Origin of the sequence: Limnoraphis robusta BA-68 BA1 (genome assembly GCF_034932365.1) — a bacterium.
GTDB classification, from domain to species: Bacteria; Cyanobacteriota; Cyanobacteriia; order Cyanobacteriales; family Microcoleaceae; genus Capilliphycus; species Capilliphycus robustus.
The window spans coordinates 1-26,437 of record NZ_JAYGHR010000081.1 but is presented as its reverse complement, the minus strand read 5'-3'; the positions used below and the strand labels follow the sequence as shown (position 1 = coordinate 26,437).

General features: G+C 42.0%; 21 protein-coding genes, 1 tRNA gene, 1 pseudogene and 1 riboswitch. Of the genes and pseudogenes, 6 read left to right on the top strand and 17 right to left on the bottom strand.

What is annotated here, in order from left to right; translation table 11 throughout:
• Window positions 1-84: 84 nt before the first annotated feature.
• Both ctpC and VB836_RS23805 read left to right on the top strand, forming a co-directional pair.
• Window positions 85-1,368, top strand: a complete 1,284-nt coding sequence (gene ctpC / locus VB836_RS23810; RefSeq protein WP_323223183.1) for a carboxyl-terminal processing protease CtpC — start codon at window positions 85-87, stop codon at window positions 1,366-1,368.
• Between the two features lie 135 nt (window positions 1,369-1,503).
• Window positions 1,504-2,686 (top strand): annotated as a pseudogene (locus VB836_RS23805) (RNA-guided endonuclease InsQ/TnpB family protein).
• Between the two features lie 170 nt (window positions 2,687-2,856).
• Here VB836_RS23805 and VB836_RS23800 read toward each other — a convergent pair.
• Together VB836_RS23800 and VB836_RS23795 are read right to left on the bottom strand one after the other, a co-directional pair.
• Complete coding sequence (locus VB836_RS23800) at window positions 2,857-3,045, bottom strand: DDE transposase family protein (protein ID WP_323223181.1); 189 nt, start codon at window positions 3,043-3,045, stop codon at window positions 2,857-2,859.
• Window positions 3,046-3,080: 35 nt separating this feature from the next.
• Window positions 3,081-3,521 (bottom strand): hypothetical protein, encoded by a 441-nt coding sequence (locus VB836_RS23795; protein ID WP_323223179.1) that lies wholly within the window; start codon window positions 3,519-3,521, stop codon window positions 3,081-3,083.
• Between the two features lie 146 nt (window positions 3,522-3,667).
• Between VB836_RS23795 and pyrE the strand changes: the two genes are divergently transcribed.
• Window positions 3,668-4,291, top strand: a complete 624-nt coding sequence (gene pyrE, locus VB836_RS23790) for an orotate phosphoribosyltransferase (protein ID WP_323223176.1) — start codon at window positions 3,668-3,670, stop codon at window positions 4,289-4,291.
• Window positions 4,292-4,357: 66 nt separating this feature from the next.
• Here pyrE and drt5 read toward each other — a convergent pair whose 3' ends face one another.
• Together drt5 and VB836_RS23780 are read right to left on the bottom strand one after the other, a co-directional pair.
• Window positions 4,358-5,857, bottom strand: coding sequence for an antiviral reverse transcriptase Drt5 (gene drt5 / locus VB836_RS23785; RefSeq protein WP_323223174.1), 1,500 nt, complete (start codon window positions 5,855-5,857; stop codon window positions 4,358-4,360).
• A 101-nt stretch (window positions 5,858-5,958) separates the two neighbouring features.
• A complete protein-coding gene (locus tag VB836_RS23780; protein ID WP_323223172.1) occupies window positions 5,959-6,690 on the bottom strand; it encodes a TIGR04283 family arsenosugar biosynthesis glycosyltransferase in 732 nt (243 codons plus the stop codon).
• 142 nt (window positions 6,691-6,832) lie between these two features.
• On the opposite strand from VB836_RS23780, the gene VB836_RS23775 reads away from it, so the two are divergent.
• The gene (locus tag VB836_RS23775; protein ID WP_323223170.1) at window positions 6,833-8,146 is read left to right on the top strand and encodes an ABC transporter substrate-binding protein; all 1,314 of its coding nucleotides are present in this window, start codon (window positions 6,833-6,835) and stop codon (window positions 8,144-8,146) included.
• Window positions 8,147-8,322: 176 nt separating this feature from the next.
• Here the strand turns inward: VB836_RS23775 and VB836_RS23770 are convergent, their stop codons facing one another.
• From VB836_RS23770 to VB836_RS23750, 5 genes are all read right to left on the bottom strand, one after another.
• Window positions 8,323-8,850, bottom strand: coding sequence for a universal stress protein (locus VB836_RS23770; RefSeq protein WP_323223168.1), 528 nt, complete (start codon window positions 8,848-8,850; stop codon window positions 8,323-8,325).
• Between the two features lie 62 nt (window positions 8,851-8,912).
• Window positions 8,913-9,048, bottom strand: a riboswitch (cyclic di-AMP (ydaO/yuaA leader).
• A gap of 335 nt (window positions 9,049-9,383) precedes the next feature.
• Window positions 9,384-12,614, bottom strand: a complete 3,231-nt coding sequence (locus VB836_RS23765) for a type ISP restriction/modification enzyme (RefSeq protein WP_323223166.1) — start codon at window positions 12,612-12,614, stop codon at window positions 9,384-9,386.
• A gap of 283 nt (window positions 12,615-12,897) precedes the next feature.
• On the bottom strand, window positions 12,898-14,919 hold the full coding sequence (gene tkt, locus VB836_RS23760) for a transketolase (protein WP_323223164.1): 2,022 nt from the start codon (window positions 14,917-14,919) through the stop codon (window positions 12,898-12,900).
• A 669-nt stretch (window positions 14,920-15,588) separates the two neighbouring features.
• Window positions 15,589-16,155, bottom strand: a complete 567-nt coding sequence (locus VB836_RS23755) for a (2Fe-2S) ferredoxin domain-containing protein (protein WP_046278323.1) — start codon at window positions 16,153-16,155, stop codon at window positions 15,589-15,591.
• A 108-nt stretch (window positions 16,156-16,263) separates the two neighbouring features.
• Window positions 16,264-16,518, bottom strand: coding sequence for an Asr1405/Asl0597 family protein (locus tag VB836_RS23750; protein ID WP_046278318.1), 255 nt, complete (start codon window positions 16,516-16,518; stop codon window positions 16,264-16,266).
• A gap of 264 nt (window positions 16,519-16,782) precedes the next feature.
• Here VB836_RS23750 and dpsA point away from each other — a divergent pair, with 264 nt between their 5' ends.
• On the top strand, window positions 16,783-17,328 hold the full coding sequence (dpsA, locus tag VB836_RS23745; RefSeq protein ID WP_046278317.1) for a DNA starvation/stress protection protein DpsA: 546 nt from the start codon (window positions 16,783-16,785) through the stop codon (window positions 17,326-17,328).
• A 95-nt stretch (window positions 17,329-17,423) separates the two neighbouring features.
• Here dpsA and VB836_RS23740 read toward each other — a convergent pair.
• Together VB836_RS23740 and VB836_RS23735 are read right to left on the bottom strand one after the other, a co-directional pair.
• A tRNA-Thr gene (locus VB836_RS23740) sits at window positions 17,424-17,495 on the bottom strand.
• Between the two features lie 73 nt (window positions 17,496-17,568).
• Complete coding sequence (locus tag VB836_RS23735) at window positions 17,569-19,245, bottom strand: ShlB/FhaC/HecB family hemolysin secretion/activation protein (RefSeq protein WP_323223159.1); 1,677 nt, start codon at window positions 19,243-19,245, stop codon at window positions 17,569-17,571.
• Window positions 19,246-19,542: 297 nt separating this feature from the next.
• Between VB836_RS23735 and VB836_RS23730 the strand changes: the two genes are divergently transcribed.
• The gene (locus tag VB836_RS23730; protein ID WP_323223157.1) at window positions 19,543-21,126 is read left to right on the top strand and encodes an ABC transporter substrate-binding protein; all 1,584 of its coding nucleotides are present in this window, start codon (window positions 19,543-19,545) and stop codon (window positions 21,124-21,126) included.
• Here the strand turns inward: VB836_RS23730 and ureC are convergent.
• From ureC to ureG, 6 genes are all read right to left on the bottom strand, one after another.
• Window positions 21,123-22,841, bottom strand: a complete 1,719-nt coding sequence (ureC, locus tag VB836_RS23725; protein WP_323223154.1) for an urease subunit alpha — start codon at window positions 22,839-22,841, stop codon at window positions 21,123-21,125. The two genes, VB836_RS23730 and ureC, sit on opposite strands and share 4 nt — an antisense overlap.
• 66 nt (window positions 22,842-22,907) lie before the next feature.
• A complete protein-coding gene (locus VB836_RS23720; RefSeq protein ID WP_323223152.1) occupies window positions 22,908-23,213 on the bottom strand; it encodes an urease subunit beta in 306 nt (101 codons plus the stop codon).
• A gap of 39 nt (window positions 23,214-23,252) precedes the next feature.
• Window positions 23,253-23,555 carry an urease subunit gamma gene (ureA, locus tag VB836_RS23715; RefSeq protein ID WP_046279137.1) on the bottom strand — a complete coding sequence of 101 codons (303 nt, stop codon included), beginning with the start codon at window positions 23,553-23,555 and terminating at the stop codon, window positions 23,253-23,255.
• A gap of 24 nt (window positions 23,556-23,579) precedes the next feature.
• Window positions 23,580-24,422, bottom strand: a complete 843-nt coding sequence (locus VB836_RS23710; RefSeq protein WP_323223149.1) for an urease accessory protein UreD — start codon at window positions 24,420-24,422, stop codon at window positions 23,580-23,582.
• A gap of 153 nt (window positions 24,423-24,575) precedes the next feature.
• Window positions 24,576-25,217: a hypothetical protein gene (locus VB836_RS23705; RefSeq protein ID WP_323223147.1), complete on the bottom strand. Its 642-nt coding sequence runs from the start codon at window positions 25,215-25,217 to the stop codon at window positions 24,576-24,578.
• A gap of 198 nt (window positions 25,218-25,415) precedes the next feature.
• Window positions 25,416-26,012, bottom strand: coding sequence for an urease accessory protein UreG (ureG, locus tag VB836_RS23700; RefSeq protein ID WP_323223145.1), 597 nt, complete (start codon window positions 26,010-26,012; stop codon window positions 25,416-25,418).
• Between the last annotated feature and the right edge of the window lie 425 nt (window positions 26,013-26,437).

The following is a 26,437-nucleotide window of genomic DNA, read 5'->3' as shown; positions in this document are numbered from 1 at the left end:
ATACTGGAAGTACATGAGTTAGCATTGCCTGTGCTAAATTGGGCATAATAAAATTGCAGTCCTTTCCTCCGGTTCATAAGACAGATGGTTGTATCAAAAAGTGGGCTTGTTGTCAGTGCAACGGCAGTTATGTTAGCAGCAGTTGCCGTTGCAGGTGCAGGAATACATCTCTCCAGTCAAGCATCGTTTCGAGAAAGTCCTAAAGAACTGATTGACGAAGTTTGGCAAATTATTGAAAAAAATTATGTTGATGGAACATTTAATCAAGTTGATTGGAAAGCCGTTCGGACTGAATATCTGAACCGGAACTATACCAGTGATGAACAGGCTTATGAAGCCATCCGGGAGATGCTAGAGAAGCTAAAGGACCCCTACACGCGCTTCATGGACCCGGAAGAGTTCAAGAATATGCAGATTGATACCTCTGGAGAACTCACAGGTGTAGGGATTCAATTGACTCAAGATGAAGACTCGAAAAAGCTGATTGTCATCTCTCCGATTGAAGATTCTCCGGCTTTTGATGCAGGTGTTCAAGCTCAGGACATTGTTCTGAAAATTGATGGCCAAAGCACAGAGGGCATGGATATCAACGAGGCGGTGAAGTTGATCCGTGGCCCCGTTGGAACCGAGGTCACACTGACCATTCTGCGGGGTTCCGAAGAAATGGTAGTTCCCATTAAACGAGCGAAAATCGAAATTCATCCGGTACGCTACTCGACTCAAAATAGTTCAACGGGAACGGTCGGCTATATTCGTCTCAATACGTTTAGTGCCAACGCCGCCGATGAAATGCGAGAAGCGATCACAGAGCTTGAGAAACAAAATGTCACAGGATATATTCTAGATCTGCGTTCCAATCCCGGTGGCTTGCTCTACGCGAGTATTGAAATTGCTCGGATGTTGATGAATGAAGGGGATATCGTTTCTACCGTAGATCGTCGGGGCGAACTTGACCGTCAAAAAGCCAATAATCGGGCTTTAACCGATAAACCGATGGTTGTTCTGATTGATGGCGGTTCGGCGAGTGCGAGTGAAATTCTCTCTGGGGCTTTACAAGACAACGAACGGGCTTTATTGGTCGGAAGCAAGAGTTTTGGTAAAGGTTTAGTTCAGTCGGTTCGCGGTGTGGGAAATGGTTCAGGACTGGCTGTGACCATTGCTAAATATTTTACTCCCGACGGTCGAGATATCAACCACGAAGGCATTCAACCGGATGTTAAAGTTGATCTAACCGACGCCCAACGGGAACAACTGCGTAAAGAACGGACTAAGATTGGGACTTTAGACGATCCTCAATTTGCAAAAGCGCTCGAAGTTCTCTCTCAAGAAATTGCTGCCGCTCAAAAGACTCAAGCTAAAACCAAGTAAGTTTTTATGGGTGAAACACTGTAGGGGCGCTCCTCCACTTCGATCTGGGTTTCTCATCAATCACTTTTCTCAACCCGCCCCGACTGACGGATCAAGTACAACACGGTACTATCCGTAAGATCAGATAATATATCTATGCAACGAGCCTATCATACCAAGTTAAAATTGAACAACAAACAGAAGACTTTAAGGGCTGCGACACGCAGGATATTCTAGATGGGTCTGGAATTGGGCCTTAGCGATGTGGAACGAGGCTTATAAAGAAGGACTAAAACCTTCAACAAACAAGCTTAAAAAATTATACACCAATCACATTAAACCTCAATACTCCTGGCAGTCAACGCTAAGTTCTAGAGTTTATCAATTTGCCTTCATGCACTTGGGAGAAGCATTTAGCCGATTTTTTCAAGGCATTGCTGAACATCCTAAATTCAAGAAAAAAGGCAGAAACGATAGCTTTACGATTGATAACTGTGGCAAGGTAATGAGGTTTTCGGGGAAGAGATTGAAGCTTCCTTTCATTGGATGGGTTAACACTTACGAAGCCCTTCCTGAAATTCAAACCAAACGAGTCACAATAAGCAGGAGCGCTGATTCTTGGTATTTGTCTGTCGCTTACGAATTTGAGCCTGAACAGACTGTAAAATCAAGAGAATACCTGGGTGTTGATGTTGGGGTTAAGGTATTAGCGACCTGTTCAGATGGTACTGTTTTTGTTAACCCCAGAGCCTACAAAAAAGCTCAAAAAAATCTAGCCAGACTTCAACGCGAACTCTCAAGAAAACAGAAGGGTTCCAGTAACAGGAACAAAGCTAGATTGAAACTCGCAAAAGCACATAAAAGAGTGGCTAACATCCGAAAAGATACAATTCACAAATTAACCTCATGGCTATGCAAAAACCACGCAGTCATCGGGTTAGAAGATTTGAATGTTTCTGGGATGTTAAAAAATCATAAGTTAGCGGGTGCTATTGCTGATTCTGCTTTTTATGAAATTCGCCGCCAAGTTGAGTATAAGTCCGAGTGGTACGGCTCAGTTGTAGTTTTTGCTCATAGATTCTATCCGTCAACTAAGACCTGTTCAATCTGTGGTCACGTTCAAGAAATGCCGCTTAAAGAACGGGTTTTCAACTGTCAGGCTTGCGGTGAAGTCAAAGATCGTGACTATAATGCGAGTCTGAATTTATTACATTATGCCGAGGGCTTCTCGGTAAAAAGCCTGTCTGACCGGGGGAAGCCGACAGTCCGGGGTGATGCAGCGCAAAGTCCGATCTCGGCGGAAACCGCTCGAGAAGGAACTTTGCAAGACAGGAAGTAAACATTAACACGGTTTGTACCGCGTTATATCAGTTTTATAAAGCAGGCTGCAATCAATTCTCGCTTGACGGATGACAACACCCCCCGCAGAAATAGACGTTGTTAACCCCGGTTGCGGTTGGTACCAGCTTTCATCAATTACGATTTGATCCACTTTCCCCTCATGTCTCCTTATCGGGGTTGACATTTTCCCGCCCGAATTAAACCGACCCGACGGGCGATCGCTTCATCGGAGGACTCAAACGGCCCCCACTGTTGGATGATTTCTGATTCCTGACTCGGTTTGACAGACTCATCCGAAACGATTTCACAATTTCCCGCCGGACGCTTGACAATATAAAACTTTTGTGCATCAACCATCAGACCCTCTGAGATGTGCCTTGAACAAGTTGAGGTTATCGAGACGGAATGGCTGTCGGCTGATTAAATTCGCTGTAGAGAGGTTGAGTCAAAATTGAGGTATTGTAGGGATTGGGCAGATCAACCACTCGAATCACCGGATCACTGGCATATTGCTTGAGGAAAGCATCACGGTACAACAGTATTAAGTCTCGCGTATCGGCTGCTAATGCTTGTTCAGGAAATGCGCCCGTTCCCCCACTCGGCCAAGGGAAACCCACCCCAAAGATAAACTGAACTTGTCCCATAAGAGACTGCGCTTTAAACACATCTCCCGAACTGCGAGACGCCGCTCTGTTAAAATCATCAGCAACGGGGTTCAATGTCGTTCTTGGAGGAACTGGAACTTCGACTTGAGCCAATGTCGGAGTCGCCCAAACCGTTGAAACTGCCGATAAGACCACCACACCACTGAGGAACTTTGAAGTTAGACCCATTATGCTTATCCTCGATATCTTGTTTAAATATTAACTCGATTTTCAATTAGGATAAAGATTAGCTTATTATTTTTCAAGACTTTCAGGTTAGTCAGGGAAGAAAAAATCATACACTTCCGAAACCTCTTAAATATTTTACTGCCATTATGGATCAATCTCTACTTCAAATTCAATCTGATGATCTGATAACCGCTTCCCTGGATACTGTGCGGAACTGGCTGCTGGATCTGTTTTGTCAGCTTGCCTATCAAGAAGGAGACTTTGTGCTTTCATCAGGACAGCAAAGCTCCTATTATATTAACGGTAAACAGGTGACGTTGCATCCTCATGGGGCTTTAGCGATTGGTCGGCTTCTTTGTGCGATGTTACCATCTGATACTGATGCGGTTGCGGGGTTAACATTAGGCGCTGATCCGATTGTATCGGCCGTGAGTGTGGTTTCTGCCTATGAAAATAAGCCTGTTTATGGGTTAATTATCCGAAAAGAAGCCAAAGGATATGGCACAATGGCTTATATTGAAGGGCCACAATTACCCAGTGGGGCGAATGTTGTAGTCTTAGAAGATGTGGTGACAACCGGACAGTCCGCTTTAAAAGCTGTTACCCGACTCCAAGATGCAGGATATCACGTTGAACAGATTATTTCATTAGTTGATCGTCAACAAGGGGGCGCCGAACTTTACGCGGAAAAGGGGTTAACCTTTGAAGCCTTGTTTACCATTGAAGACTTAAAAACCCGTACATCTCAATTGAAAAAAGGGAACAGTTAACGGGGAACGGGTGATAGAAGTTCATCGAATATTATCTTACTTCTTCAGTCCACTGCGCCAGAATTGTTATACAGTGTTATCTAATTTTGAAATGCAATCAAATATCAGTTTGTTCATGGGGCTAGCATTAGAGAAGTATCCTAGAACATAATTCCTACTGATTTTATCCTGTTTACGACAACCTACTGCTGCTGACCAAGATAACCAATCTGACTGTCCAGTACGAAGGTATTCAGATCGGAGTTCGGGTAATCCAAATCGATGCTCTGGAATCTCAAGTATTTTTGCTTTTGTCAAGCTTGTTGCATTGCTATGAGCATACAACATATAGATTATTTCTGCATAGTTATGAGAATTCATTAGATAATCTTCTGTTATTTTAGCAAGCCAAAACAATTGATTTTCTGTTGTATTTTTGGAGGTTTTAAGAAAGTCTTTAACGAGGTTAGATAGCTCTGTTTTGTCATCTAAATATCGGCAGTAAGTATAAACAGTTTTGCTAAGGCTTGGGAAACGTTCTAGAAAACTTCTCATTCGCTCTAAAACATCACTTCCATAATCTCGGAGTAGAATCAAAACCAGTTCAGCATCTTCCTCATTAATATCTGGATCTTTTAAAAGATGTAGCAAATAATCGATTTTTTCATCACTCAAGCTCTCATATTCCTCCTCTTCCTCCTCCTCCTCAAACTCGAAATCGATACCAGAAACTTCAATAATATGCCGCCGAACTTGTAGTAATTCTGCTTTAATAGCATCAACGTTTTTTCCAATATTAATTTCATCTACTTGACCTATTTTGGTTTTTGCAGAATTTAAAAAAAGATTTTTTTCTCCCAACATTCTCTGAATTTTCAGAAAATCTGAATTCATTATACTCTCATCATTATCAAAAAGATAATAATCGTCCATAAAACGGAGCATAAGCTGACTTCTTATCCGAATCGAATTATCAATAAATTTTAAAAACTCTGCACCTATAACCTTACATGGATGCAATCCTTGTGGCAAACAATCGACAGACCTACCAGCATTTATTTCTCGTAGAAATTGCCCCAAATATTCCGCGTCCTTTAAACTTCGACCTCCTTCACCAAACCAAGATACAAGATCGTGGTGATAAATTGAGTTAAAATAGGAACCTATATCAAACTTTGCACTGAACCGATAAAGTTTCTTCGCCTGTGCAATAGATGACTTAAATGCTGCATAACTCTTAGTTTGAGGAATGGGTTTTCCATCTTCAAATCTATAACCAAAGCTTTTTCTATCCTCACAAAAATCCGGGCGAAAAGTTTTTCTGTTTTTATAAACCAGATCATAAATAAATAATTCTGCAACAGGATCTAACTTAACTGTTCGCCGAAGGTGAAAACCTGTTTTAGAGGCATAACAATGGAGTTGGGGTAAAAATGAATAATCTTTTTCTTTATTTAATACTTTTTCATAAATATACTTCAAAATTTCGTCTGCATGATTCTGAATAAGAATCTGAGTAGTAGCTAAGGGAAATAATGTTCTCGGGTAATCTTCTAAGAAGTATTGCACAGAACTATAGCTTGACATCTGCTGTTCATCTCTCCCTGACTTGAGTTTAGAGTGCGAAATCTATTTTTAAAGTAGTGCTTACTTCACATTAGCATAATTTTTGTATATTCTATTTCTCGTTAACGAATATCTTGATAAAACTTTTGCAAATAGTTCGCGGAAACACCCATTCCCCAAAGAAAACCAATATAAAGATAAATTAACGTAGCTTTGAACGAACCCCAACGGGCAACACGGCGATCGCTGGTTTGGACAATCCGGTTGACTAAGCGAATCCGTCCAATATAAACCAGTTTACGACATAAATCCGCATCTTCCATAATGGGTAAATGTTCATCAAAGCCGTCACAGTCCCAAAACGCCTGACTCCGACAAAATATTACCTGATCTCCAAAGAGTAACCGCAGTCCCCGAAAAAATAAATGGGGACGAAACAATAATGGCGCATAATAGGTCTTCAAGTAGTTGTGAAGGGAAATTCCCCAACGAGTCGTTTGAGAACCCGCCATCAGCGAAATAAACCCCCCTGCAACAATATTTGCATCCGATAAGGTTTGTGCAATAATAGTCACGAGGTCATCGGGAACTAAAGTATCGGCGTGCAGAAAACAGAGAACTTCTCCGGTTGCCAGTTTCGCGCCTAAGTTCATTTGGGTTGAACGTCTGCGTATCGGAGAAGAAATCACCTGAACTCCCGCAGACTTAGCGATCAAAGCCGTTTCATCTTCGCTGTTCCCGTCTACGACAATCATTTCCCAAGCTGGGGGAGTGAGTAAACGCAAAGTATTCAGGGTGCGGTTTAGGGAACTCGCCTCATTTAAGGTTGGGATAATAATGGAAACACGCAACATTACTGCTGATAATAGGGTGAATGACAGCAAAAAATTTCTGCTCTTAGCAGTATAGTTATTAGTTGTCACCCGGCACATTTATCTCGAGAAACAAATATCCTCAATTTTCGTCCTATCTTGCGAGTCAACATCCCCCCAAGCCATGAAACGTCTGAACCCCTGGAAACGCTTTGGAATTTTTGCTTTAGTTGGTTTATTGCTGAGTTTTGTTGTCAGTTGTGCAACGGTTAGTTCTGATAATAATGCCAGTGATAATCGTCAGGAAGTCGAATTCTGGACGATGCAACTTCAACCGCAGTTTACTGATTATTTTAACCAATTAATTGCGAATTTTGAAGCGGAAAATCCTGAGTTAAAAATTCGTTGGGTCGATGTGCCTTGGTCAGCGATGGAAAGTCGAATTTTAGCTTCTGTTTCGGCAAAAACAGCGCCGGATGTGGTGAATTTAAACCCCGATTTTGCCGCTTTACTCGCCGGACGAAATGCTTGGTTAAACTTAAATGAACAAGTACCAGAAGAGGTGCGATCGCAATATTTACCGAATATTTTAAAAGCCAATAGTATTGAAAGATGTAAAGAAAATAATTGCCGCTTAGAAAATTATGGAGTTCCTTGGTATTTAACAACACAAATTACGATCTATAATCAAGAGTTATTTCAAAAAGCAGGATTAAAAACCGCACCTACAACTTATACAGAACTCGCCGAATTCGCTCAAACGATTAAAGAAAAAACAGGTAAATATGCCTTGTTTGTATCCTTTGTTCCCGAAGATTCTTCTCAGGTTTTACAATCTTTAGTTCAAATGGGGGTGCAGTTAGTTGATGAACAAAGAAAAGCAGCCTTTAACAGTCCTGAAGGAAAAGCCGCCTTTCAATATTGGGTAGATTTATATCAAAATAACCTGCTTCCTCAAGAAGTTTTAACTCAAGGACATCGACGCGCAATTGAACTTTATCAAGCGGGAGAAATCGCTATTTTAATATCAGGGCCACAGTTTTTTAAAGCCATTGCAGAAAACGCTCCCACTATTGCTAAAGTTTCGACTCCCGCCCCACAAATTACCGGAGAAACCGGGAAAAAAAGCGTTGCGGTGATGAATTTAGTGATTCCGAGAGAAACGCCTAATCCTGAAAATGCGTTAAAATTTGCCTTGTTTGTCACCAATTCTACCAATCAACTCGCTTTTGCAAAAGTCGCAAATGTATTACCTTCGACGGTTGAAGCCTTAAAAGATAGTCATTTTAGACCCGTTCAAGGACGAAATACCCAAGAAGATCAAGCCCGAATTATTAGTGCAAAACAAATGGATGAAACCGATACTTTACTCCCCCCCTTAAAAGATATCAAAAGACTGCAAAAGATTATTTATGATAACTTACAAGCCGCAATGTTAAACGAAAAAACCGTCGAACAAGCGCTTTTAGATGCAGAAAATGCTTGGAATCAACGGTGATAATCCTATCGGTCAAATCTATCCTAAGATGGATGATCGTAATGATAGTTTAACGCTTTTTATTGCCGCTTGCAGGCTTTGCTGGAGTGATTGCACTTTGGTGGCTTTTGGAGTCTGCTGATCGCTATTACCGATGATAATAACATCTGCATTCCAGCGATAGGCATGATGACAAATTAATCGGAAGAGACAACGCTCAACTCTTTTGGTAATAATCCTAAAATGGGGCAGGGCGTTTGATTTGCTAATTGCTTAACCAACGGATGTTTTAAGGTTCGACATCCGAGTAACATCACCTCAGCATCCATTTCTTGGGCTGTTTTACTGAGTTCAGTCGCAACATTACCAATTCGTAAATGAGCATCCAGAGAACCCCGCCATTCACTGGCTAAACAGCGTGCTTGCCAAAGAATATGATCGGCTTTTTCTATCGTTGCGGGTTGAACCTGATCAATGACATAAACAATATGAACTAAGACGGGATTTTGCTTGACTAAACGGGTTTGATGCGCGATCCAAAGTGCCATATCCAGCGCCGCTTGACTCTGATCTGATCCGGTATAACCCACGACAATATTCAGGGTGAGGTTAGAGGATTCTGTTCGACGTGGAGAGATTTTGTTTTGAGGTAATAGCACCATTTGCTGTGTCAAGTCATCGCAGCCAAGTACGCTCTGTAAACGCATCAACATCGGTTTCCGCATGAAGTTGTCTCCTTATCTGTGTGGTGATTTAGCGAGTGTTAAGGAGATCCAATGTTGCAATTGGGTTCTCCTTCCAATGCCTACGAAGTTAGCTGACGGGCTAAGGCTGGAAGGTGCCTCTCTCGGTTACATTGCGCGAGATTCGCCCCGATTTTTGGTTCCTCCGTTTCTCACAAAGTTTCTCTGCTCTTGTAGAAGTTGAGAAATTCTGCTCGAATTAGGCTGGCTTGCTATTCTTTCTGAACTATTATAGCATTGAATGAAAAATGTCTACTCTGTCTAAAGATATAAAAGGGGCGACTCGTCCCGGATAAATAGAGTCCGGATTACAGTTTTTTCAGTTAACAGTTTTTGAAGAATTGTAACGTGGGGATTGAGTAACGAATCTCTCTCAAAATCTCAAACTTAAGCGGAGTTCTGCCCTAGCAATTAAAGCCGGGTTATAGGGAAGATCAAAGTCGCTATCGTTTAGATTGGTCATAGTTGATCCCCCCTGCCCACTTAAAAAGAGGGGTGAGTTTTTGGTGAGTTTTTTATTCGATTGGAAAACCGCCATATTGATTAATTATATCATCAATTTGCTGCATCAATATCATTGTTTCGTTTAAGGCTGTAACAATATTTTGATAATGTTCTAAATCGTCAAAGTCTAACACTCTGTCTTTTCGATCTTTTAACCATTTTTGACAGACTTGATATCCTCCCACATAAAAATTCCAAACCTCTAACGGAACTCCTTCAAAGTATTGGGTTTTGTTAATATAAACTCGTCCGGGTTGATTTTGCTTCGGTTCAACATAACGAACTTTTTCAACTTTATTATCTCCGTCTTCGGGATAACTGGTCATTTCTGTTGCGGTAACTTTCATCAGATGCAGGTTAACGAGGCGATCGCCTTTTTCACACAAACACCAAAATAATTCAGAGTTGGATGTTAGGGGAACCCGAGGAAAGTCTATTTTGAGAAATTCTGCATAACGTTGGCGGTAGGTGGGAGAATGAAAGATGGCGTAAATGTAATTAAAAATATCTTCGGGGCCAAAAGTTTGGTGTTTGTCGCCTTTTCCATCTGCAATAAATTCTAATTCTAGGCGAGTTGAGAAGTCTTGAATAAATTCCGATGAAAGGTTAGGGCGGCGACCTCCAGGTGCGTTAGTGGGTTGTAAATCAAATAATGTGGGGTTATCAGTGGGGTAAAGATAGAGAGGAAAAAGATAACTTCTCTCTTTTGTATTACTAGATATAGAACAGTTATCTGTAACAAATTTTGTAATTCCTACTAAAGTCCACTCTCTTTGTTGTGATTGTTGACGAGATGTTATTAATCCCAAATTATCACCATAAATCATATGTTGCATTATATTATATCCAGCACCTCCACGTCCAATTTGAATGAGATTAATTTGATATAGTAAATACCTCTGATCAAAAGGTCTATAAAGATATGGAATAATATTTTTCCGCCAATCTGTAGCTCTAATTTTATTCCTTTCTCTGTAAGTATTCCAGTAGCGATCATCTGACAAACTATATGTTTCTTTAATTTGAATATCAGTATATTGATCGCTTTGCAAAGTTTCTATTCTTTGATTAAGACTTTCTAAATCAAAATCAATTAATAGTTTATCTCGATTAGTTTTTACGCCAGTTAAGTTTGAAGATAAAATGTCAGCTATTTTCCAATAGGCTTGATACTCTGGTAGTAGTCTTTTATCTTGAGGTTTGAATAGATAAAAAGATGATTCTGGTTTTAATATTTCCCAATCTGTTGAACTCACATCATTTTCAGCTAACCAATGATATTTTCCGCTTATCAGTTTTTTTTCTTTAGACTGATTTTCATATAACTCCCGTACTCCCCATAAATCAGCATGATAAACTGTAGCAAGCTTTTGACTGCTTTCAGGATACTTAACAAAAATTCCAATCGCGACACCCTGCTGAATATCAAACACATTCTGATCGGGTGAACCATCTGAACAGACCTCTTTCTTTTTGCTATTTCCATGCAAATCTAAAACATAAATTTCATCAAAGGTTTGCATCAAATTTTGACGCATTCCTCTAAACGTTGGGTTATCTAAATAACCATGATTTGTGATTAATGCAACAATTCCATCACCTGTTAAACGAACTCGATGTTGAGCAAAACGAATAAATTTAACATAATCATCCAATAAATTTTGTGAGTTATGTTCTTTTAAAGGTTGACCATCAACTTGATAGTAATCTCTGACCAATCCAACAATCCAAGGATCGGTATTCATAGAAACTGCTGAATAAGGCGGATTTCCTAATACAACCATCACAGGAATATCTTGCTTGACTTCTTTTGCTGCTTCTGCTTCATCTCGAATTCGATTTAAAAATCCATCTGCTGGCGGAATTTGAAAAGCTTCTTGTAAAGTATTTGTTAAATAAATTCTTAACCGTTCATCTGAACTAAAATCATATCCCAACTCTTGAAGCTGTAACCCCAACTTCATGTGTGCAACGGTGTAGGGAGCCATCAATAATTCAAATCCAAATAAACGGGGAAGTAGATGTTGACTGACATAACTTGACCACATCCCTTTTTGATTTTTAAAACTATCATAAATATGGTCAATTACACCGTACATAAAAGTTCCCGTTCCCACTGCTGGATCGAGAATTAATACTTTATGGGTTTCTAGAGTTCCCTCACCATTTTGGTTAGGAACCTGTATTTTTTTTGCATCAGCTAACCCTTTAGAAATTCCAAACTTATTTTTCAGAATAGAGTCAACACTACGGACAATATAAGAAACTACAGGTTCGGGCGTATAGTAAACCCCTCTTGATGCTCGCATTTTAGGGTCATATTCCGCCAGAAATGTTTCATAAAAATGCACAACCGGGTCTTCTTGACGGGTTCTTTTCCCAAAATTTTTGAGAATTTCTGCCATATCTGTCTGACGCAATATTGTTACTAAATCATCCACCGCCCAAACAATTCTATCATCTAAATCTGGCCCCGCAACTTGACTAAAAATACTGCGAAGAAAAGGATTAGTTTTCGGAAGTTTAAACGCCGCAGTTTCCCGTGAAAAATTCTCAGGACTCTCGGTATTACATCGGGCTGCAAATAACCCATAACAAATCGTTTGGGCGTACATATCTGCAAATTGATTTTGGTTTAAATCTTTAATTAATACCTTTTTAAACGACTCCAGTTGCTCTCTGAGCATTCCTCCTTTATCCTGATCGGATAGAGCCGTTGCGATCGCATCTCGAATTAATTGCGCTAAATTTGCCATGCGTTGCGCTAATTCTTTGGGTGTATTCAGTTGAGGTGTACTAACTTCTAGAAATTGAGTTAAAAGTTGATCAAGTTGTTCAATTCCTTCGTGATCTGGCTCTAGCTTGCGATTATTTTTGCTAACTTTTGCAATTTGGGTTTTTAAGCGAAGTTCTCCCCGAACATACCAGCGAAATTCTAGATAATCTGTTAAAACTAAATTACCCAAAGCATTAAAATATCGCTTGAGTTGAGGCGTTGTTTGAGTTTTATCGAGAGAAACGCCAACGTCTTTGGCTTCTATATATCCTTTAATAAACTGTCCTTGAGAAATCACAAAATCTGGCGCACCGCAGTTAATTCGTTTTGGCTCATTTGTGGCGACAATTCCAGAACGAAAAGATTCAATTAAATTCTTGAGTGCGGGACGATGAGTGTGTTCTGTTGCATTTCCTGATTGCATAGCAGCTTCGATCTCTCGAATATATTGAATATACAGGCTCATCGTTATGATTCCCTATAGAGCGCGGCTATTTTATTTAGCTTATCTGAAATACATAAATATTTGCGACGCATTTTTATAAGTTTTAGATCCCGACCCCTGCGGCACCTCCCTTAAAAAGGGAGGTTAGGGAGGTTAGGGAGGTTGAGTGTAGGTTAAAAGTCCCCCTTTTTAAGGGGGATTTAGGGGGATCTAACCCTTTTTAAGGGGGATTTAGGGGGATCTAACCCTTTTTAAGGGGGATTTAGGGGGATCTAACCCTTTTTAAGGGGGATTTAGAGGGATTCTAACCTAACAACGCCTTCGCCTGAGCGATAATATTCTCAACCGTGAAGCCGAACTTCTCCAGAACCACTTCACCGGGAGCAGACGCCCCAAAGGTATCAACGCTGATGGTTGCACCTTCATCGGTTACATAACGGCTCCAACCTAAGCTAATACCCGCTTCCACCGCTAAACGCTTCTTAACGGCTTTCGGGAAAACAGACTCTTTGTAAGCTGCATCCTGTTCTTCAAATAACTCCCAACTAGGCATGGAAACCACCCGAACTTTCTTGCCTTCTTCGCGGAGTTTAACGGCTGCCTCCACACATTGGTAAGTTTCGCCGCCTGTACCAATCAAGATAATATCCGGCGTGCCATCGCTGTTATCGCTAAGGATATACGCACCCTTGGCAACAATATCAATCGAACTGCCTTCTAAATTGGGCAAATTCTGACGAGAAAAGGCTAACAACGTTGACATCGGATGTGCCGCTTTTGCCTTCTCTACGGCGACTTTATAGGCCCCAGAGGTTTCATTTCCATCCGCCGGACGAATCACAATCAGTTGAGGAATAGCCCGCAGAGAGGTAATATGTTCAACGGGTTGGTGGGTTGGGCCATCTTCACCCAAGGCGATGGAGTCGTGAGTCATTACCCAAATGACACCCGTTTCTGCCAAGGCCGACAGACGGATGGAGTTCCGCATATAATCAGTGAACACCAGGAAGGTTGCACCGTAGGGAATTAACCCTGAACCATGACGGGCAATGCCATTACAAATCGCGCCCATGCCATGTTCACGCACACCGAAGCGAACGTTACGGTTTTGGTATTGACCTTTTTGGAAGTCACCCAACCCTTTGAGTAGAGTTTTGTTGGAGGGGGCTAAATCTGCGGAACCCCCGATTAATTCCGGTAAGACGCTAGCGATCGCATTTAATGTGGCACCCGACTGGTTCCGAGTTGCATCCGCTTTGGTTTCGGGGGTATATTTTGGCAGTGCATCGGCCCAACCTTCGGGGAGTTTACCACTCAACATCCGTTCAAAAGTTGCCGCTTCTTCGGGATACTTGGATTTATATTGATCCAAGATTTGGTTCCATTCCTGTTCAGCAGTTGCACCCTTATCAATGGCTTTGCGGAAGTGGTTGAGGGCATCTTCAGGAATTTCAAATTCCGGGTATTCCCAGCCCAAATGTTCACGAGTGGCTTTGACTTCATCTTTACCCAAAGCAGCGCCGTGAACATCGTGAGTATCGGCTTTGTTGGGAGAACCGTAACCAATAATTGTCGTAACTTTGATCAGCGATGGTTTATCGGTGACTTCTTTCGCTTTTTGAATGGCTGCGGCTATCCCTTCTAAGTCAGTATTACCATCGGCAACGTGTTGAACGTGCCAACCGTAGGCTTCAAAGCGTTTGGATACATCTTCGGTAAAGGAGATGTCAGTATGACCATCAATCGAAATATGATTGTCATCGTAGAAAGCGATTAATTTACCTAAGCCCCAGTGTCCTGCTAGAGAACAGGCTTCACCGGAAATTCCTTCCATGTTGCAGCCATCACCCATGATCACATAGGTATAGTGATCAACAAGCTGACAGTCTGGTTTGTTGAAGGTAGCGGCGAGATGGGCTTCAGCTAAAGCGAGTCCCACTGCATTGGCAATCCCTTGTCCTAACGGCCCTGTGGTGACTTCAATACCCTCGGTAACGTGGTTTTCTGGGTGTCCAGGAGTTTTGGAACCCCACTGACGAAATTGTTTAATTTCATCGAGGGGAACACTGTCAAAACCTGTCAGGTGTAGGAGAGAATACAGCAACATACAACCATGACCCGCCGACAAGACGAAGCGATCGCGGTTAAACCATTTGGGGTTTTTGGGGTTAAACCGCATAAAGCGATCCCACAACACAAAGGCCATTGGTGCAGCGCCCATCGGCAATCCGGGGTGGCCAGAGTTGGCTTTTTGTACTGCATCAATCGCTAAAAAGCGGATGGAGTTAATGCAGAGTTCTTCGAGTGATTGGGTTGCAACAGCCATAGTTATCGTTTCTATATACTTTATGAACGTGTGAGCGTGAACAGCCAACCGTAAACACGGGTGAGGTGTGAGGGCGGGTTGATTGAGGTTGTTTCGCAGAGACGATCGATCTGAGCCGAACCCGCCCCTACTGGTGACTGTTCGGTGGCTTTCCGGTCTGGGTTGCATCGAGCGTGGAAACAGGTACTTTTTTGCCTAGAGCGATCGCCGTTGGCTGCCCGTTCTCACTCCCCGCACACCTGATCGAATGCGATCCCGCCTAGATTTAACAGTTTGTCTGTTCCTAAGCTAGGGTTTAGAGTTTCCTCAACAATGCTGAGAATTATCTTGGGGCCACAGATTAAATCTTCTCATCTGAGGGTGTTACAAGCAAGCTATCTTTTAGAGGCAACAGGGAACAGGCAACAGGGAACAGGGGGAAGCCTAGATCTCATGCTTTTAGAGGCAACAGGGAACAGGCAACAGGGAACAGGGGGAAGCCTAGATCTCATGCTTTTAGAGGCAACAGGGAACAGGCAACAGGGAACAGGGGGAAGCCTAGATCTCATGTGGCTTGAGGGAGTCAACCACCCCACCTCCCCCGGAACCCTTAAATAAACGCGAAGACGTTCCAATGGAACGTCTCTACCCAGATGGAGGCATTTTAATCAAAAATTGTCCTTGATTTTTTTAGAAATGCTTGGCGATTAACTCAGGAACTTCTTTGGGGTTAACCCGACTGTAGCGGGTTTTGTCGGGCATCATCACCACATTAGGGCCTGCTTTACAACGTTTGAGACAGCCTGTTTTTTTAATGGTGACTTGTTCTTCGAGTCCTCGTTCTTTAACGACGGTTTCTAAGGCAGAACACAGATGGTTTCCACCTTTTTTGCGACAGTCAGACTTGTCACAGATAAGGATTTGGGCTTTACCTGGACAGGTTTTTTTCGCTTCTTTTTGAGATGCACAAGGTGAACTGTTGGGCTGACCTGTAGCGTTTAGAGCCATCACTTGTTCAGCTTGGAGTTTAATTTTACCGCTTTTGGGATCATATTTTTTCATCCCACTGACTTGAACTTGCCGACCGGGAATCAATAAACGTTCACACACTGAACGAGATTCCTTGGAGAGTTTGATCAGATGCAGCCCTTCAGATGTCATCAATTGTAGATATTTGGGTTTGCTGCCATCGAAGAATACATAGGTCACTTGACCATCAAAATTGAATTCCGTGATTTGTGTGTCAGTTTTGGACATTGGTTTCAGAGTAGTTGTAAGTTGTGTGGGTTTTTTGTCCGGGTAAAGACGTTCTGAGAGGGAACGCCCTGATTGATTGAGGAGTTGATCGACACCCTGCGATCGCAATTAGTCGCACTCTGTATTCCAAGAGCGTTCTAAACTCTGGACTAATTCTCCACGAGAGGCGGTGAACTGTTTGAGAACGCTGGAGAGTTGAACGGCTTGGTTTGGGTTATTGATCTGTACCCGCAGGGGTTGCTCTACCTCGCACGAACAAGGGATTCCTAGCTCTTGTAAGCGTCTGTAGACTTGCCACCGATCGGCCCAGCAGTTAACCTCGATGACTTCGCTATTTTCGGGCTGTAACTGTGATGAATTCATTACTTGTACCAACTGCAACTAATTTCTACTTAGTCCTGACCCTGATATCGGGAACTTCGTCAAAGTTTTTCCGATTGAGTCTTTAATCTCTAGCATATCTTAAATAAAAATATTTCTCAATAGGCTGGGTGAAAAAAGTCAATAGCTCGAAATTCCTTCTAATATAGGCAGAATCAGGCTTTAAGGTAGATTGACAAGTCAGTTCACAATTCTATAAACTAAGTCTATTGGCAATAACGGTACTTACTGCGAGGAAATCAAGGCATGACTGAGATTCAAAGTCCGGTGCGTCAGTTGGGCGAAATGGGTGACAACCCAATTTTATTAGACCATTCTGTTACAGGGCCGATTTGCGAAGGTATGAATGCCTTGTTAGCAAGCTTTCAGGCACTTTACATCCAATATCAAAAACATCATTTTGTGGTAGAGGGAGCGGAGTTCTACTCCATACATCAGTTTTTCCAAGATAGTTACGAAGAAGTTCAAGAACACGTTCACGATCTCGGTGAACGTCTTAACGGTTTGGGTGGTATTCCAGTAGCCAGCTTTAGCAAATTGGCGGAAATGTGCTGCTTTGAGCCTGAACCCGATGGATATTACCTATCCCGCCAAATGCTCGAACATGACTTAGCTGCTGAACAAGCAATTTTGCAAATGTTACGTCGTCAAGCTGGACAAGCTGAAAGCCTTGGCGATCGCGCGACTCGTTATCTATACGAGAAAATTCTGTTAGAAACAGAAGAGCGTGCTTACCATATCGAACATTTCTTAGCAAACGATACTTTAGTTCAGATGAATGGTTCCAAATAACAAGTTACTTAGCTTAAATTGAAGAACGTTTACGAGATAAAGTCGGGAATTCCTTATATTCCTGGCTTTTCTATTTTTCGGGTTTATGAATTTAAAGCCGATGGGGGGATTTGAACCCCCGACCTACGCATTACGAGTGCGCCGCTCTACCCCTGAGCCACATCGGCACTATTTTTAATTATAGCAAATTTTTGTTGATGTTCAAGGGTTTTTGAGAAAATTCTCTGAAATTCAAAGATATTAAAATAGACTCCAATCAATGGAAAAGTAAATTCCATTCTCTTGTAAACTGCGTTGTTGTGAGTCAACATCAGTCAGGGGAATCCCCCAGTCAAATCGTAGCGTCATGCGATCGCGATATTGCCAACGCAAGCCTAAACCGATGGAAAACAAAGTTCTCGGGTCTACATCCAACTCGGGGTTAGAATTCCAAGCCCGACCCATATCTGCAAAAGGAGTGAGTTGTAAAACCCCTTCTCCATTGGAGGTTCGCAGCACAGGATAACGCAACTCAACCGAAGCAAACACCGCATTATCTCGCAGTAACAAATCCTGACGATATCCTCGCACGGTTTCAAATCCCCCTAGCCCAACTTGTTCGAGGGGAATCAATTCTTGATTAGAAAGTTGAATATCTGACCGTATTAATAATACCGTATCTGGTGCCAATAAACGCAACCATTGCGCCTGTCCTCGCCATGCTAAATATCGACTATCGGGTTCGTCGTTATTATTAATCGTGGCATCTAACGCCCCAACGCCTAAACTAAATTGCGATCGCGCGGCTAACACTTGTTTGGCATCTCGATTCACGTATTCTTGATAAAAACGAATAATCGATAGACGAGTTTCTCCGTCATTTTCCGCCCCTCGTGAAAGGGGAAAACCCACGCCTAAAATTGAGGTATCCGTTTCTCGACGGGCGAGGGCTAAACCCAAAGTTAGTTCTTGTTGGGGAGTCTGAATAATCGGTTGACGGTAACGCAGTTCATAGGTCGAACTATTGGCTTCAATATCGAGATCTTCAAAAGGTTTTTCAATCACTTGACTATCGGTATTGTTGAAATAAAATCCCACCGTTCCATTGCGAGAATTAATCGGAAAATCATAACTAATATCAACAATATTACTCCCGTCTGTATTGCTATAAAACACATCAAGGCGATCACCTTGTCCGAATAAATTGGCTTCGCTGACTTCCACCCCTCGGCGAAAGGTTCCCACACTAGGCGGACGGCTATTATCACTAATCAGGCTAATATTAAAGGTGTCTGAGGTGGTAAATTCGACATTGAGAATGCTTTCACCGGGACGAATTCCGGCTGATAATTCGGCTGAAATTGTTTCAATAACGGGATTGAGTTGTAATAGTTGGAGAGCTTGTAAAAGACGATTTTGATTGAGGGGTTTCGTGATTGCGCGTTGTAAGCGAGAGCGAACATAATTTGAATTCAATCTTCCGGTTCCGGTTACATTCAGTTCAGAAATTTCGCCTTCTACAATTTGAATCATTACCGTTCCTTCTTGTAAGGTTTGCGGCGGAATAAAAGCTCCCGACGTAATAAAACCCTGGCTAATATAAAAGTTGGTAATCGCCGAACGAGCTTGTAAAAGTTCGGCAAAAGTAATTGGAATATTTAGAAAATCTTGAGTCAGGGCGGCTAATTCTTCGTCAGTAAAAGCCGTATTGCCTTCAAAAGTAAATCGTTTAATGATCAGCGTTTCCGAAGTATTCGGAGGGGGTTCTGTTAGAGGAGAGGTTGGAGTAGGAGTTGGAAGAAGTTCCTCGGGAGGGGGGAGAGTTTGAGGGAATGTTGGTTCATCAATTGTAGCATCAGGAGGAACAGGTTGGGGATAATAATTTTGAGCAAGTGGGAGAGATTGAGCGATTAATGGAGAAGCAACAGACAGCGACATCCAAGTGATCGAAAAAGAAAAAATTACTATCAAAAAATCACATTTATTGTGACTCAAGGGATGACCCATGTCCTCTATCTAATATTGAGTTAGGATATTGAGTTTCTGCACTCAAGGAAGAAAAATGTTATCTTACGAATAGAGATTTCACAAACCTCTGAAAAACCTGATTGCTCGGCCCAATTTGTTTCAACTGATGAGACTCGATTGGACTATCTAAAAGATTATGGTTTGTTAGAGTCAGACTGATTTAGGGAGATCAATTCAGTATTCTGAATTGCTGGAGGAATAATATTAATGATGCTGACCCATGATTGTCTACTTAAACCTAGACAATTCCTAATCCCTCGATTACTAGCTCGATGGCTCCTCTTGAGTCTGAGTTTGGCGATCGCCGCTTGTAGCGGAATATCAGCCGATCAAACCCTGAGTGATTCCTCTTCGCTGGTGGAAAACGAAACTGCACCGAAGCCCAACTTTCAAGGAGTCACCCTGACAGTATTGAGTCTGACACCGGGTAATGGAATCACTGAGCCAATTATCAATCATGCGGCCTATTTTGAAGCCCTCACAGGTGTTCAAATCAAAATTATCACCGCTCCATTTGACCTACTCTATCAAGAAATCTTGAATGATTTCAGGAAAGGGCTTCATAATTACCATGTGGTGATTGTTCCTTCACAGTGGAAGATGGATTATGTTCGACAGGGATATTTGCTGAATTTAACAGAATGGGTGAAAGCGGACTCTGCAATTGAATGGGAAGATATTTCCCTATTTTTTCGAGAATACAGCGCAACCTACGACGGTGGAATTTATGCGATTCCACTTGATGGAGATATACTCACCTTGTACTATCGTAGCGATATCTTGGAACGGGAGGGAATTACCCCGCCGCGAACCTGGAATGAATACTTGGAATTAGCCCGACGGGTTCACAACCAAGACCTGAATAATGATGGAGAGGCGGACTACGGTTCTTGTCTTGTGAGAACTCCCCAAACCAACCCCAGGATGTTGTGGGCGGTTGCGAGTTCGTTTCTGCAAAGTCAGGGAACTCAACAAGGGGCTTTTTTTGACCGGGAGACGATGAAACCCCTGGTGAATAACGCAGCTTTTGCTGAGGCGTTGGCGATTTATCAAGAAGCAATTGCCTACGGGCCAGCCCAGAAAGGGGATGAAAATCTTTCGGTAACAGAAATGCGATCACTGTTTCTCTCGGGTCGTTGCGCCTTCACGATTGACTGGGGAAATTTGGCAACCTTAGCCGTTGAGTCGAATTCTCCGATTAAACATCTCGTGGGAACTGCAATTTTACCGGGAAGTTCGCAAGTTTTAGACCGAGAAACGGGTCAGTTAGTGAGTTGTGATTCGTCGATTTGTCCCTATAGTGATGACGGCGTTAATCATGCGCCCTATGCGGCCCAAAGCGGTTGGGTGGGGACTGTGAATGCCGCTTTAGACAAAAAAACTCAGGCGGCAGCCTATGCTTTTCTCTCCTATATTAGTCAACCCAAACAATCAAATATTGATGTGATGTTCTCAAAAACAGAGTTCAATCCCTACCGAATATCTCAGTTAACAAATAGTCAAGTTTGGATAGAGGCGGGAATGAACCCCCAGGTTGCGCGTCAATATCTCAATGCGATTTATAGCAATTTTGAGAGTCAGAATATTGTTGTCGATTTATCAATTCCCCAGTATGAAGTTTATAAACAGGACATTCTCCATCCGATTTTAATCGATTTCTTAAACCAGGAAATTTCGGTGTCTGAAACCATGATAAAAATTGAGTCTGGTTGGGAAAAAAAGACTGATGAATTAGGGCGTGAGAGTCAGCGTAAAGCTTATTGTCAAAGCTTAAGAGTAGAGTGTAATTAAAACAAAAAATAACGTTGTGCCATCGGTAAAACTTTGGCAGGTTCACAGATTAAAAGTTCTCCATCAGCGCGAACTTCGTAGGTTTCAGGATCGACTTCCATCAGGGGTAACGCATCATTTAATTTCATATCCGCTTTACTTAAATTACGGGTATTCGTTACGGCAACGATAGGCTTTTGTAAACCAATTCTTTCCTTGATTCCTGCTTCGACTGCCGCTTGAGAAACAAAGGTAAAAGAAGTAGCCGTCATCGCCCCGCCAAAACTGCCAAACATCGGGCGCATATGTACAGGTTGAGGCGTAGGAATACTGGCATTTGGATCGCCCATTTGTGACCAAGCAATTAATCCGCCTTTAATCACCATTTCCGGTTTAACGCCAAAAAATGCGGGTTTCCATAAACATAAATCGGCTAATTTTCCTTCTTCGATTGAACCGACATAATCAGAAATTCCATGCGTAATTGCCGGATTAATGGTATACTTAGCAATATAACGTTTTGCCCGGAAATTGTCATGGGTTTCTTTACTATTTTCAGGCGAAGGAAGTAACCCTCGTTGTACTTTCATTTTATGGGCGGTTTGCCAGGTTCTAATAATGGTTTCTCCAACTCGTCCCATTGCTTGCGAGTCTGAAGCAATCATACTAAATGCGCCTAAATCATGTAAAATATCTTCTGCGGCAATGGTTTCGCGGCGAATTCTCGACTCGGCAAAGGCAACATCTTCGGGAATATTTCGATCTAAATGATGACAAACCATCAACATATCCAGATGTTCTTCTAGGGTATTAACAGTGTAAGGACGAGTGGGGTTTGTTGAAGAGGGTAAGACATTTTTTTGACCACAAACTTTGATAATATCGGGGGCGTGTCCACCGCCAGCGCCTTCAGTATGATAAGTATGAATGACTCGATTTTTAAAGGCTGAAATCGTTTTTTCTACAAATCCCGCTTCGTTTAAGGTATCGGTATGAATGGCAACTTGAACATCATATTGATCGGCAACATTTAAACAAGTATCAATGGCTGCGGGCGTTGTTCCCCAATCTTCGTGTAATTTTAATCCTAAAGCGCCTGCTACAATTTGTTCAATTAATCCTTCGGGTTTGGCGCTATTTCCCTTTCCTAAAAGCCCTAAATTCATCGGGAAAGCATCAGCCGCTTGCAACATTCGATGAATATTCCAGGAACCGGGTGTACAAGTGGTGGCGTTTGTTCCGGTAGCGGGGCCAGTTCCTCCCCCGATCATGGTGGTAATTCCTGATGCAATTGCCGTTTCGATTTGTTGAGGGCAAATAAAGTGAATATGGCTATCAATTCCGCCTGCGGTGAGGATCATTCCTTCGCCTGCAATGGCTTCGGTAGCCGGACCAATAATAATATTAACGTTGTCTTGAATATAAGGATTTCCCGCTTTGCCAATTTTTAAAATTTTGCCGTCTTTAATGCCAATATCGGCTTTAACAATCCCCCAATAATCGATAATTAAAGCATTGGTAATCACCAGATCAACGGCGCCTTCTTCCCGAGAAATGGGGGACTGTCCCATGCCATCCCGAATGACTTTTCCGCCCCCAAATTTCACCTCATCGCCGTAGGTGGTATAATCTTCCTCGACTTCAATAATTAGTTCGGTATCGGCGAGGCGAATGCGATCGCCAACAGTTGGGCCAAAAGTTTCTGCGTAGGCGCGACGATCCATCCGATAACTCATCTCAATTTTTCCTCACCTTGTTGTTTGATTTCAAAGGTTTAAAACTAACTTTGTTGTAACTTGACGTCAAAGTTGACCGTTTATTTTCCCATTCAAGCCGTAAACCTGACGACTTCCCGCCAGAGAAACTAACTCAATTTCCCGTTCGTCTCCGGGTTCAAACCGAACGGCTGTTCCGGCGGGAATATTCAATCGCATTCCTTTGGTTTGTTCTCGTTCAAACTCTAGGGCGGTGTTCACCTCGTAGAAATGAAAATGAGAACCGACTTGAATAGGACGATCCCCTGTATTCGACACTTTTATTCTTCGAGTTGTGCGACCCGAATTCAATTCAATTTCACCTTTTTTAACAAACATTTCACCGGGAATCATAATTAGTTTATCTGATAATATTGGGATAATCTTACCATTTTAAACAATCGGATTATGAATTGTCACTAACTTGGTGCCATCTGGAAAAGTGGCTTCGACTTGCACTTCTTCCACCATTTCCGGTATACCCTCCATGACATCATCACGGGTTAACAAGGTTTTACCATAACTCATTAATTCGGCAACGGTTCGCCCTTCTCTCGCCCCTTCTAAAATCGCCGCAGACAGATAGGCAACCGCTTCTGGATAGTTAAGTTTCAAGCCTTTATCTTTGCGTCTTTCAGCCAGTAATGCGGCCGTAAAAATCAATAATTTATCTTTTTCTTGAGGCGTTAATTGCATAATTTCTGCACACCTTATGTTGAGTTAAATCTTCCAAACTCGGGGCTGAGTAATGACTCGTCCCTGATGATTTTGGCGGATGAGTTGCCAAACAGTTGTAAACCAGTTTATCACCTCTTGGGTTGTATTTCCGCGATAACGACACAACAAACCCGATAAAAGTTGGGTGACTCCCACTTCTCCTAAAGTGTCGGGGTGATTCCACAATTGTCGAATTTCTTTTAACATTTCTTCAGAAACCGAATGTCCCACCCAAGCGAAGGTTCCAACAATAGCTTGTCCCGCTAAACCGTGAGGACTGGTGAGTATTTCTTCACTCGCAGGTAGCCATTGACGATCTATCCATAATGGCTTTCCATTTTGCCAGATTTCGGTACAAGATCGCCATTCTCCTTGGGTATATTTTTCCCCTCTGGCGGTGCGTCCAAACCGGGTAATTTCCCATCCTAACCAACTGGCATTTTGTCCTAATTCTACCTGCAAATCTTGGCGATAAATTGCGCCATTAAAAATAATGGTTTCTCGGGGTAAATATTCACAACAAGCGTTTTCATCTACTTTTATTTTAACGGTTTGTTTGGCTTGTTTTCCGCTACTACGATAAATTTTACTCGCGGAGGCGGTGGTAATAACGGCTTGGGTTTTGGGTTGTAAATGAATGTCTTGCAACAAGCGATCGCCTCCAACAATTCCTCCGGCTGTGTGTAAAATAACGTTATGACAAATCTCTTTTCCTTCGGGATAAAATGAACGTTGAATTTTTAGCGGGGCTTGGCTATAGGCTTCTATGAGTTTCGTTGAATTGTTATCTTTGGCGTATTTTAACCGCAGAATTCCTTGCCATCCCGTTGATTTTTCAGGGGTCATTAGAATATTTAACTCTGGTTCGACCCCGTTATTATAAATGAAGTTGGATAAGTTTTGAAATTTTAACCCCAAAATAAATAAGGTAGATTAAAGCTTTAACCTACCTCTAGAATATTATTTCTAATTTATTGAAGTTTAGCAAGCAAAGTCTGCTTACGCAATAACAATTTGGATTCTTCTATCAACTCCATCTATTAGAAAAAATTGACGAGTAGAGTCGCTGAATGCTTGAGATACTAATGAGAACATAGCACCAGTACCTGCACCTATCCCAGCAGCCGGGAGAGCAAGAAGACCGCCGGGAAGTGCGCCTATTGTACCTCCCACTAATGCTCCTGTAGCTGTGGAGATCATAAAGTTTAGTGCATGGTTATCAATTTCTCCAGATGCAATTAAGCTAGCAGCACCAGCTACTCCAATAAGAGGTAAAATTAAGCCAGTAGCAGCTCCTACTACAGCAGCACTACTTATTAAGATAGTAGTTGCTGTCCCTCCCGGAGCAGAAGCAACTGTATCCATAGAATCACTTGGGTCATCAATTTTAACAATCTTTTTCAACTTTTTTGGAAACTCTTCATAACTATTAAAATTAGTTTGAATTACGATTGGTTCATGTGACTTCAAGGCTTGATCTAGCTTCTTATAAAAGAGTATAGTATCTGAGAAGGGAATTTCATAGACTGCTTGAGAGTTTTCAGTAGTAATGACTGGACTCGCATAAACTGGACTGCTGAATACTAAACTCTGAAATAGAAGTGTGACGCTAATTAACCCTACAATGAGTCGCTTCAACATGAGTGTTTGTCCTTGGCGTTCTTCAGCCTGAGTTGATTTGATTTCAGCTTAACCTGAAGCCAACTGTAAAAGCCACAGTGGAAATACGGAACTTTTAAAAAAAAATTTCTCAGTGAAAATACTGAAGTTTTAGGGTTATGTGTAACAAAATTAACGAATTTGATGAACCCGACAGAGTTATCAAAATATCAATTAAAATTAAATCAAATTATTTTGAATAAACTGCTGTACATTTTCTAAACCTTGTTTTGTTTTTAAATTTGTAAACACAAAGGGTTTCTCGCCTCGCATTTTTTTAGCATCTCGTTCCATAATGTTTAAATCTGCCCCAACAAACGGGGCGAGGTCTATTTTATTAATCACTAATAAATCCGATTTGGTAATACCAGGGCCGCCTTTTCTGGGGATTTTATCTCCGGCAGCGACATCGATCACATAAAGGGTTAAATCAACAAGTTCGGGGCTAAAAGTTGCGGCTAAATTATCCCCACCACTTTCGAGAAAGACAATATCAAGATTCTCAAATTTTAACTCTAAATCTTCTATGGCTGCGAGGTTTATTGAGGCATCTTCACGAATAGCCGTGTGAGGACAACCGCCCGTTTCTACGCCTAATATTCTGTCTGTTTCTAAGGCTTGGGAACGGACTAAAAATTGGGCGTCTTCTTGGGTGTAAATATCGTTGGTAACAACAGCAATTTGATAGTGATCTCGCATCGACTTACACAACGCATCCAGAAGGGCGGTTTTCCCTGAACCGACTGGCCCTGCTATTCCAATTCTAAAGGCTGTCATGGTTTGTTTTTCCCTGATTATATTGGGTATTTTTTCTGAATTATATCAATTTAAGCCCCCAGATTTGGCAGGGCCGTTTAAAAGTCGAACTCAAATTGTATTTTGACCTCTCCCCCAACCCCTCTCTATCCCCCCTTGATCCCCCCTTTGAAAGGGGGGGGAAGGCGAGGGGAGCTTTTTTTTATTACTAAATATCTAAAACTATTAATTACTCCTCCTTCCAAATAAAAAACTTTTTTCCTTTTCCCTCTCCACCCCCACCAACCTCCCCAATCCCCCCTTGATCCCCCCTTAAAAAGGCAGGGCCGTTTCATTCTAACAAAATCCAAAGCCTAGACCACCTGTTATTAAGCCATCTTTGACCCTCTGTAATTGACACAAAGCCTAAAAGTCTAAAAAGATTAATTGCAATAGTTTGAAGAATC

Bases quoted from the DNA above. Each gene is read 5' to 3' on its own strand.
- ureA (WP_046279137.1), bottom strand. From the start codon at position 23,555: ATGCAATTAACGCCTCAAGAAAAAGATAAATTATTGATTTTTACGGCC.
- VB836_RS23730 (WP_323223157.1), top strand. From the start codon at position 19,543: ATGATGCTGACCCATGATTGTCTACTTAAACCTAGACAATTCCTAATC.
- VB836_RS23795 (WP_323223179.1), bottom strand. From the start codon at position 3,521: ATGGGTCTAACTTCAAAGTTCCTCAGTGGTGTGGTGGTCTTATCGGCA.
- VB836_RS23735 (WP_323223159.1), bottom strand. From the start codon at position 19,245: ATGTCGCTGTCTGTTGCTTCTCCATTAATCGCTCAATCTCTCCCACTT.
- ureG (WP_323223145.1), bottom strand. From the start codon at position 26,012: ATGACAGCCTTTAGAATTGGAATAGCAGGGCCAGTCGGTTCAGGGAAA.
- dpsA (WP_046278317.1), top strand. From the start codon at position 16,783: ATGACTGAGATTCAAAGTCCGGTGCGTCAGTTGGGCGAAATGGGTGAC.
- VB836_RS23755 (WP_046278323.1), bottom strand. From the start codon at position 16,155: ATGTCCAAAACTGACACACAAATCACGGAATTCAATTTTGATGGTCAA.
- VB836_RS23705 (WP_323223147.1), bottom strand. From the start codon at position 25,217: ATGTTGAAGCGACTCATTGTAGGGTTAATTAGCGTCACACTTCTATTT.
- VB836_RS23780 (WP_323223172.1), bottom strand. From the start codon at position 6,690: ATGTTGCGTGTTTCCATTATTATCCCAACCTTAAATGAGGCGAGTTCC.
- VB836_RS23710 (WP_323223149.1), bottom strand. From the start codon at position 24,422: ATGACCCCTGAAAAATCAACGGGATGGCAAGGAATTCTGCGGTTAAAA.
- VB836_RS23770 (WP_323223168.1), bottom strand. From the start codon at position 8,850: ATGCGGAAACCGATGTTGATGCGTTTACAGAGCGTACTTGGCTGCGAT.
- drt5 (WP_323223174.1), bottom strand. From the start codon at position 5,857: ATGTCAAGCTATAGTTCTGTGCAATACTTCTTAGAAGATTACCCGAGA.
- ureC (WP_323223154.1), bottom strand. From the start codon at position 22,841: ATGAGTTATCGGATGGATCGTCGCGCCTACGCAGAAACTTTTGGCCCA.
- VB836_RS23800 (WP_323223181.1), bottom strand. From the start codon at position 3,045: ATGGTTGATGCACAAAAGTTTTATATTGTCAAGCGTCCGGCGGGAAAT.
- VB836_RS23720 (WP_323223152.1), bottom strand. From the start codon at position 23,213: ATGATTCCCGGTGAAATGTTTGTTAAAAAAGGTGAAATTGAATTGAAT.
- VB836_RS23750 (WP_046278318.1), bottom strand. From the start codon at position 16,518: ATGAATTCATCACAGTTACAGCCCGAAAATAGCGAAGTCATCGAGGTT.
- VB836_RS23775 (WP_323223170.1), top strand. From the start codon at position 6,833: ATGAAACGTCTGAACCCCTGGAAACGCTTTGGAATTTTTGCTTTAGTT.
- tkt (WP_323223164.1), bottom strand. From the start codon at position 14,919: ATGGCTGTTGCAACCCAATCACTCGAAGAACTCTGCATTAACTCCATC.
- VB836_RS23765 (WP_323223166.1), bottom strand. From the start codon at position 12,614: ATGAGCCTGTATATTCAATATATTCGAGAGATCGAAGCTGCTATGCAA.
- ctpC (WP_323223183.1), top strand. From the start codon at position 85: ATGGTTGTATCAAAAAGTGGGCTTGTTGTCAGTGCAACGGCAGTTATG.
- pyrE (WP_323223176.1), top strand. From the start codon at position 3,668: ATGGATCAATCTCTACTTCAAATTCAATCTGATGATCTGATAACCGCT.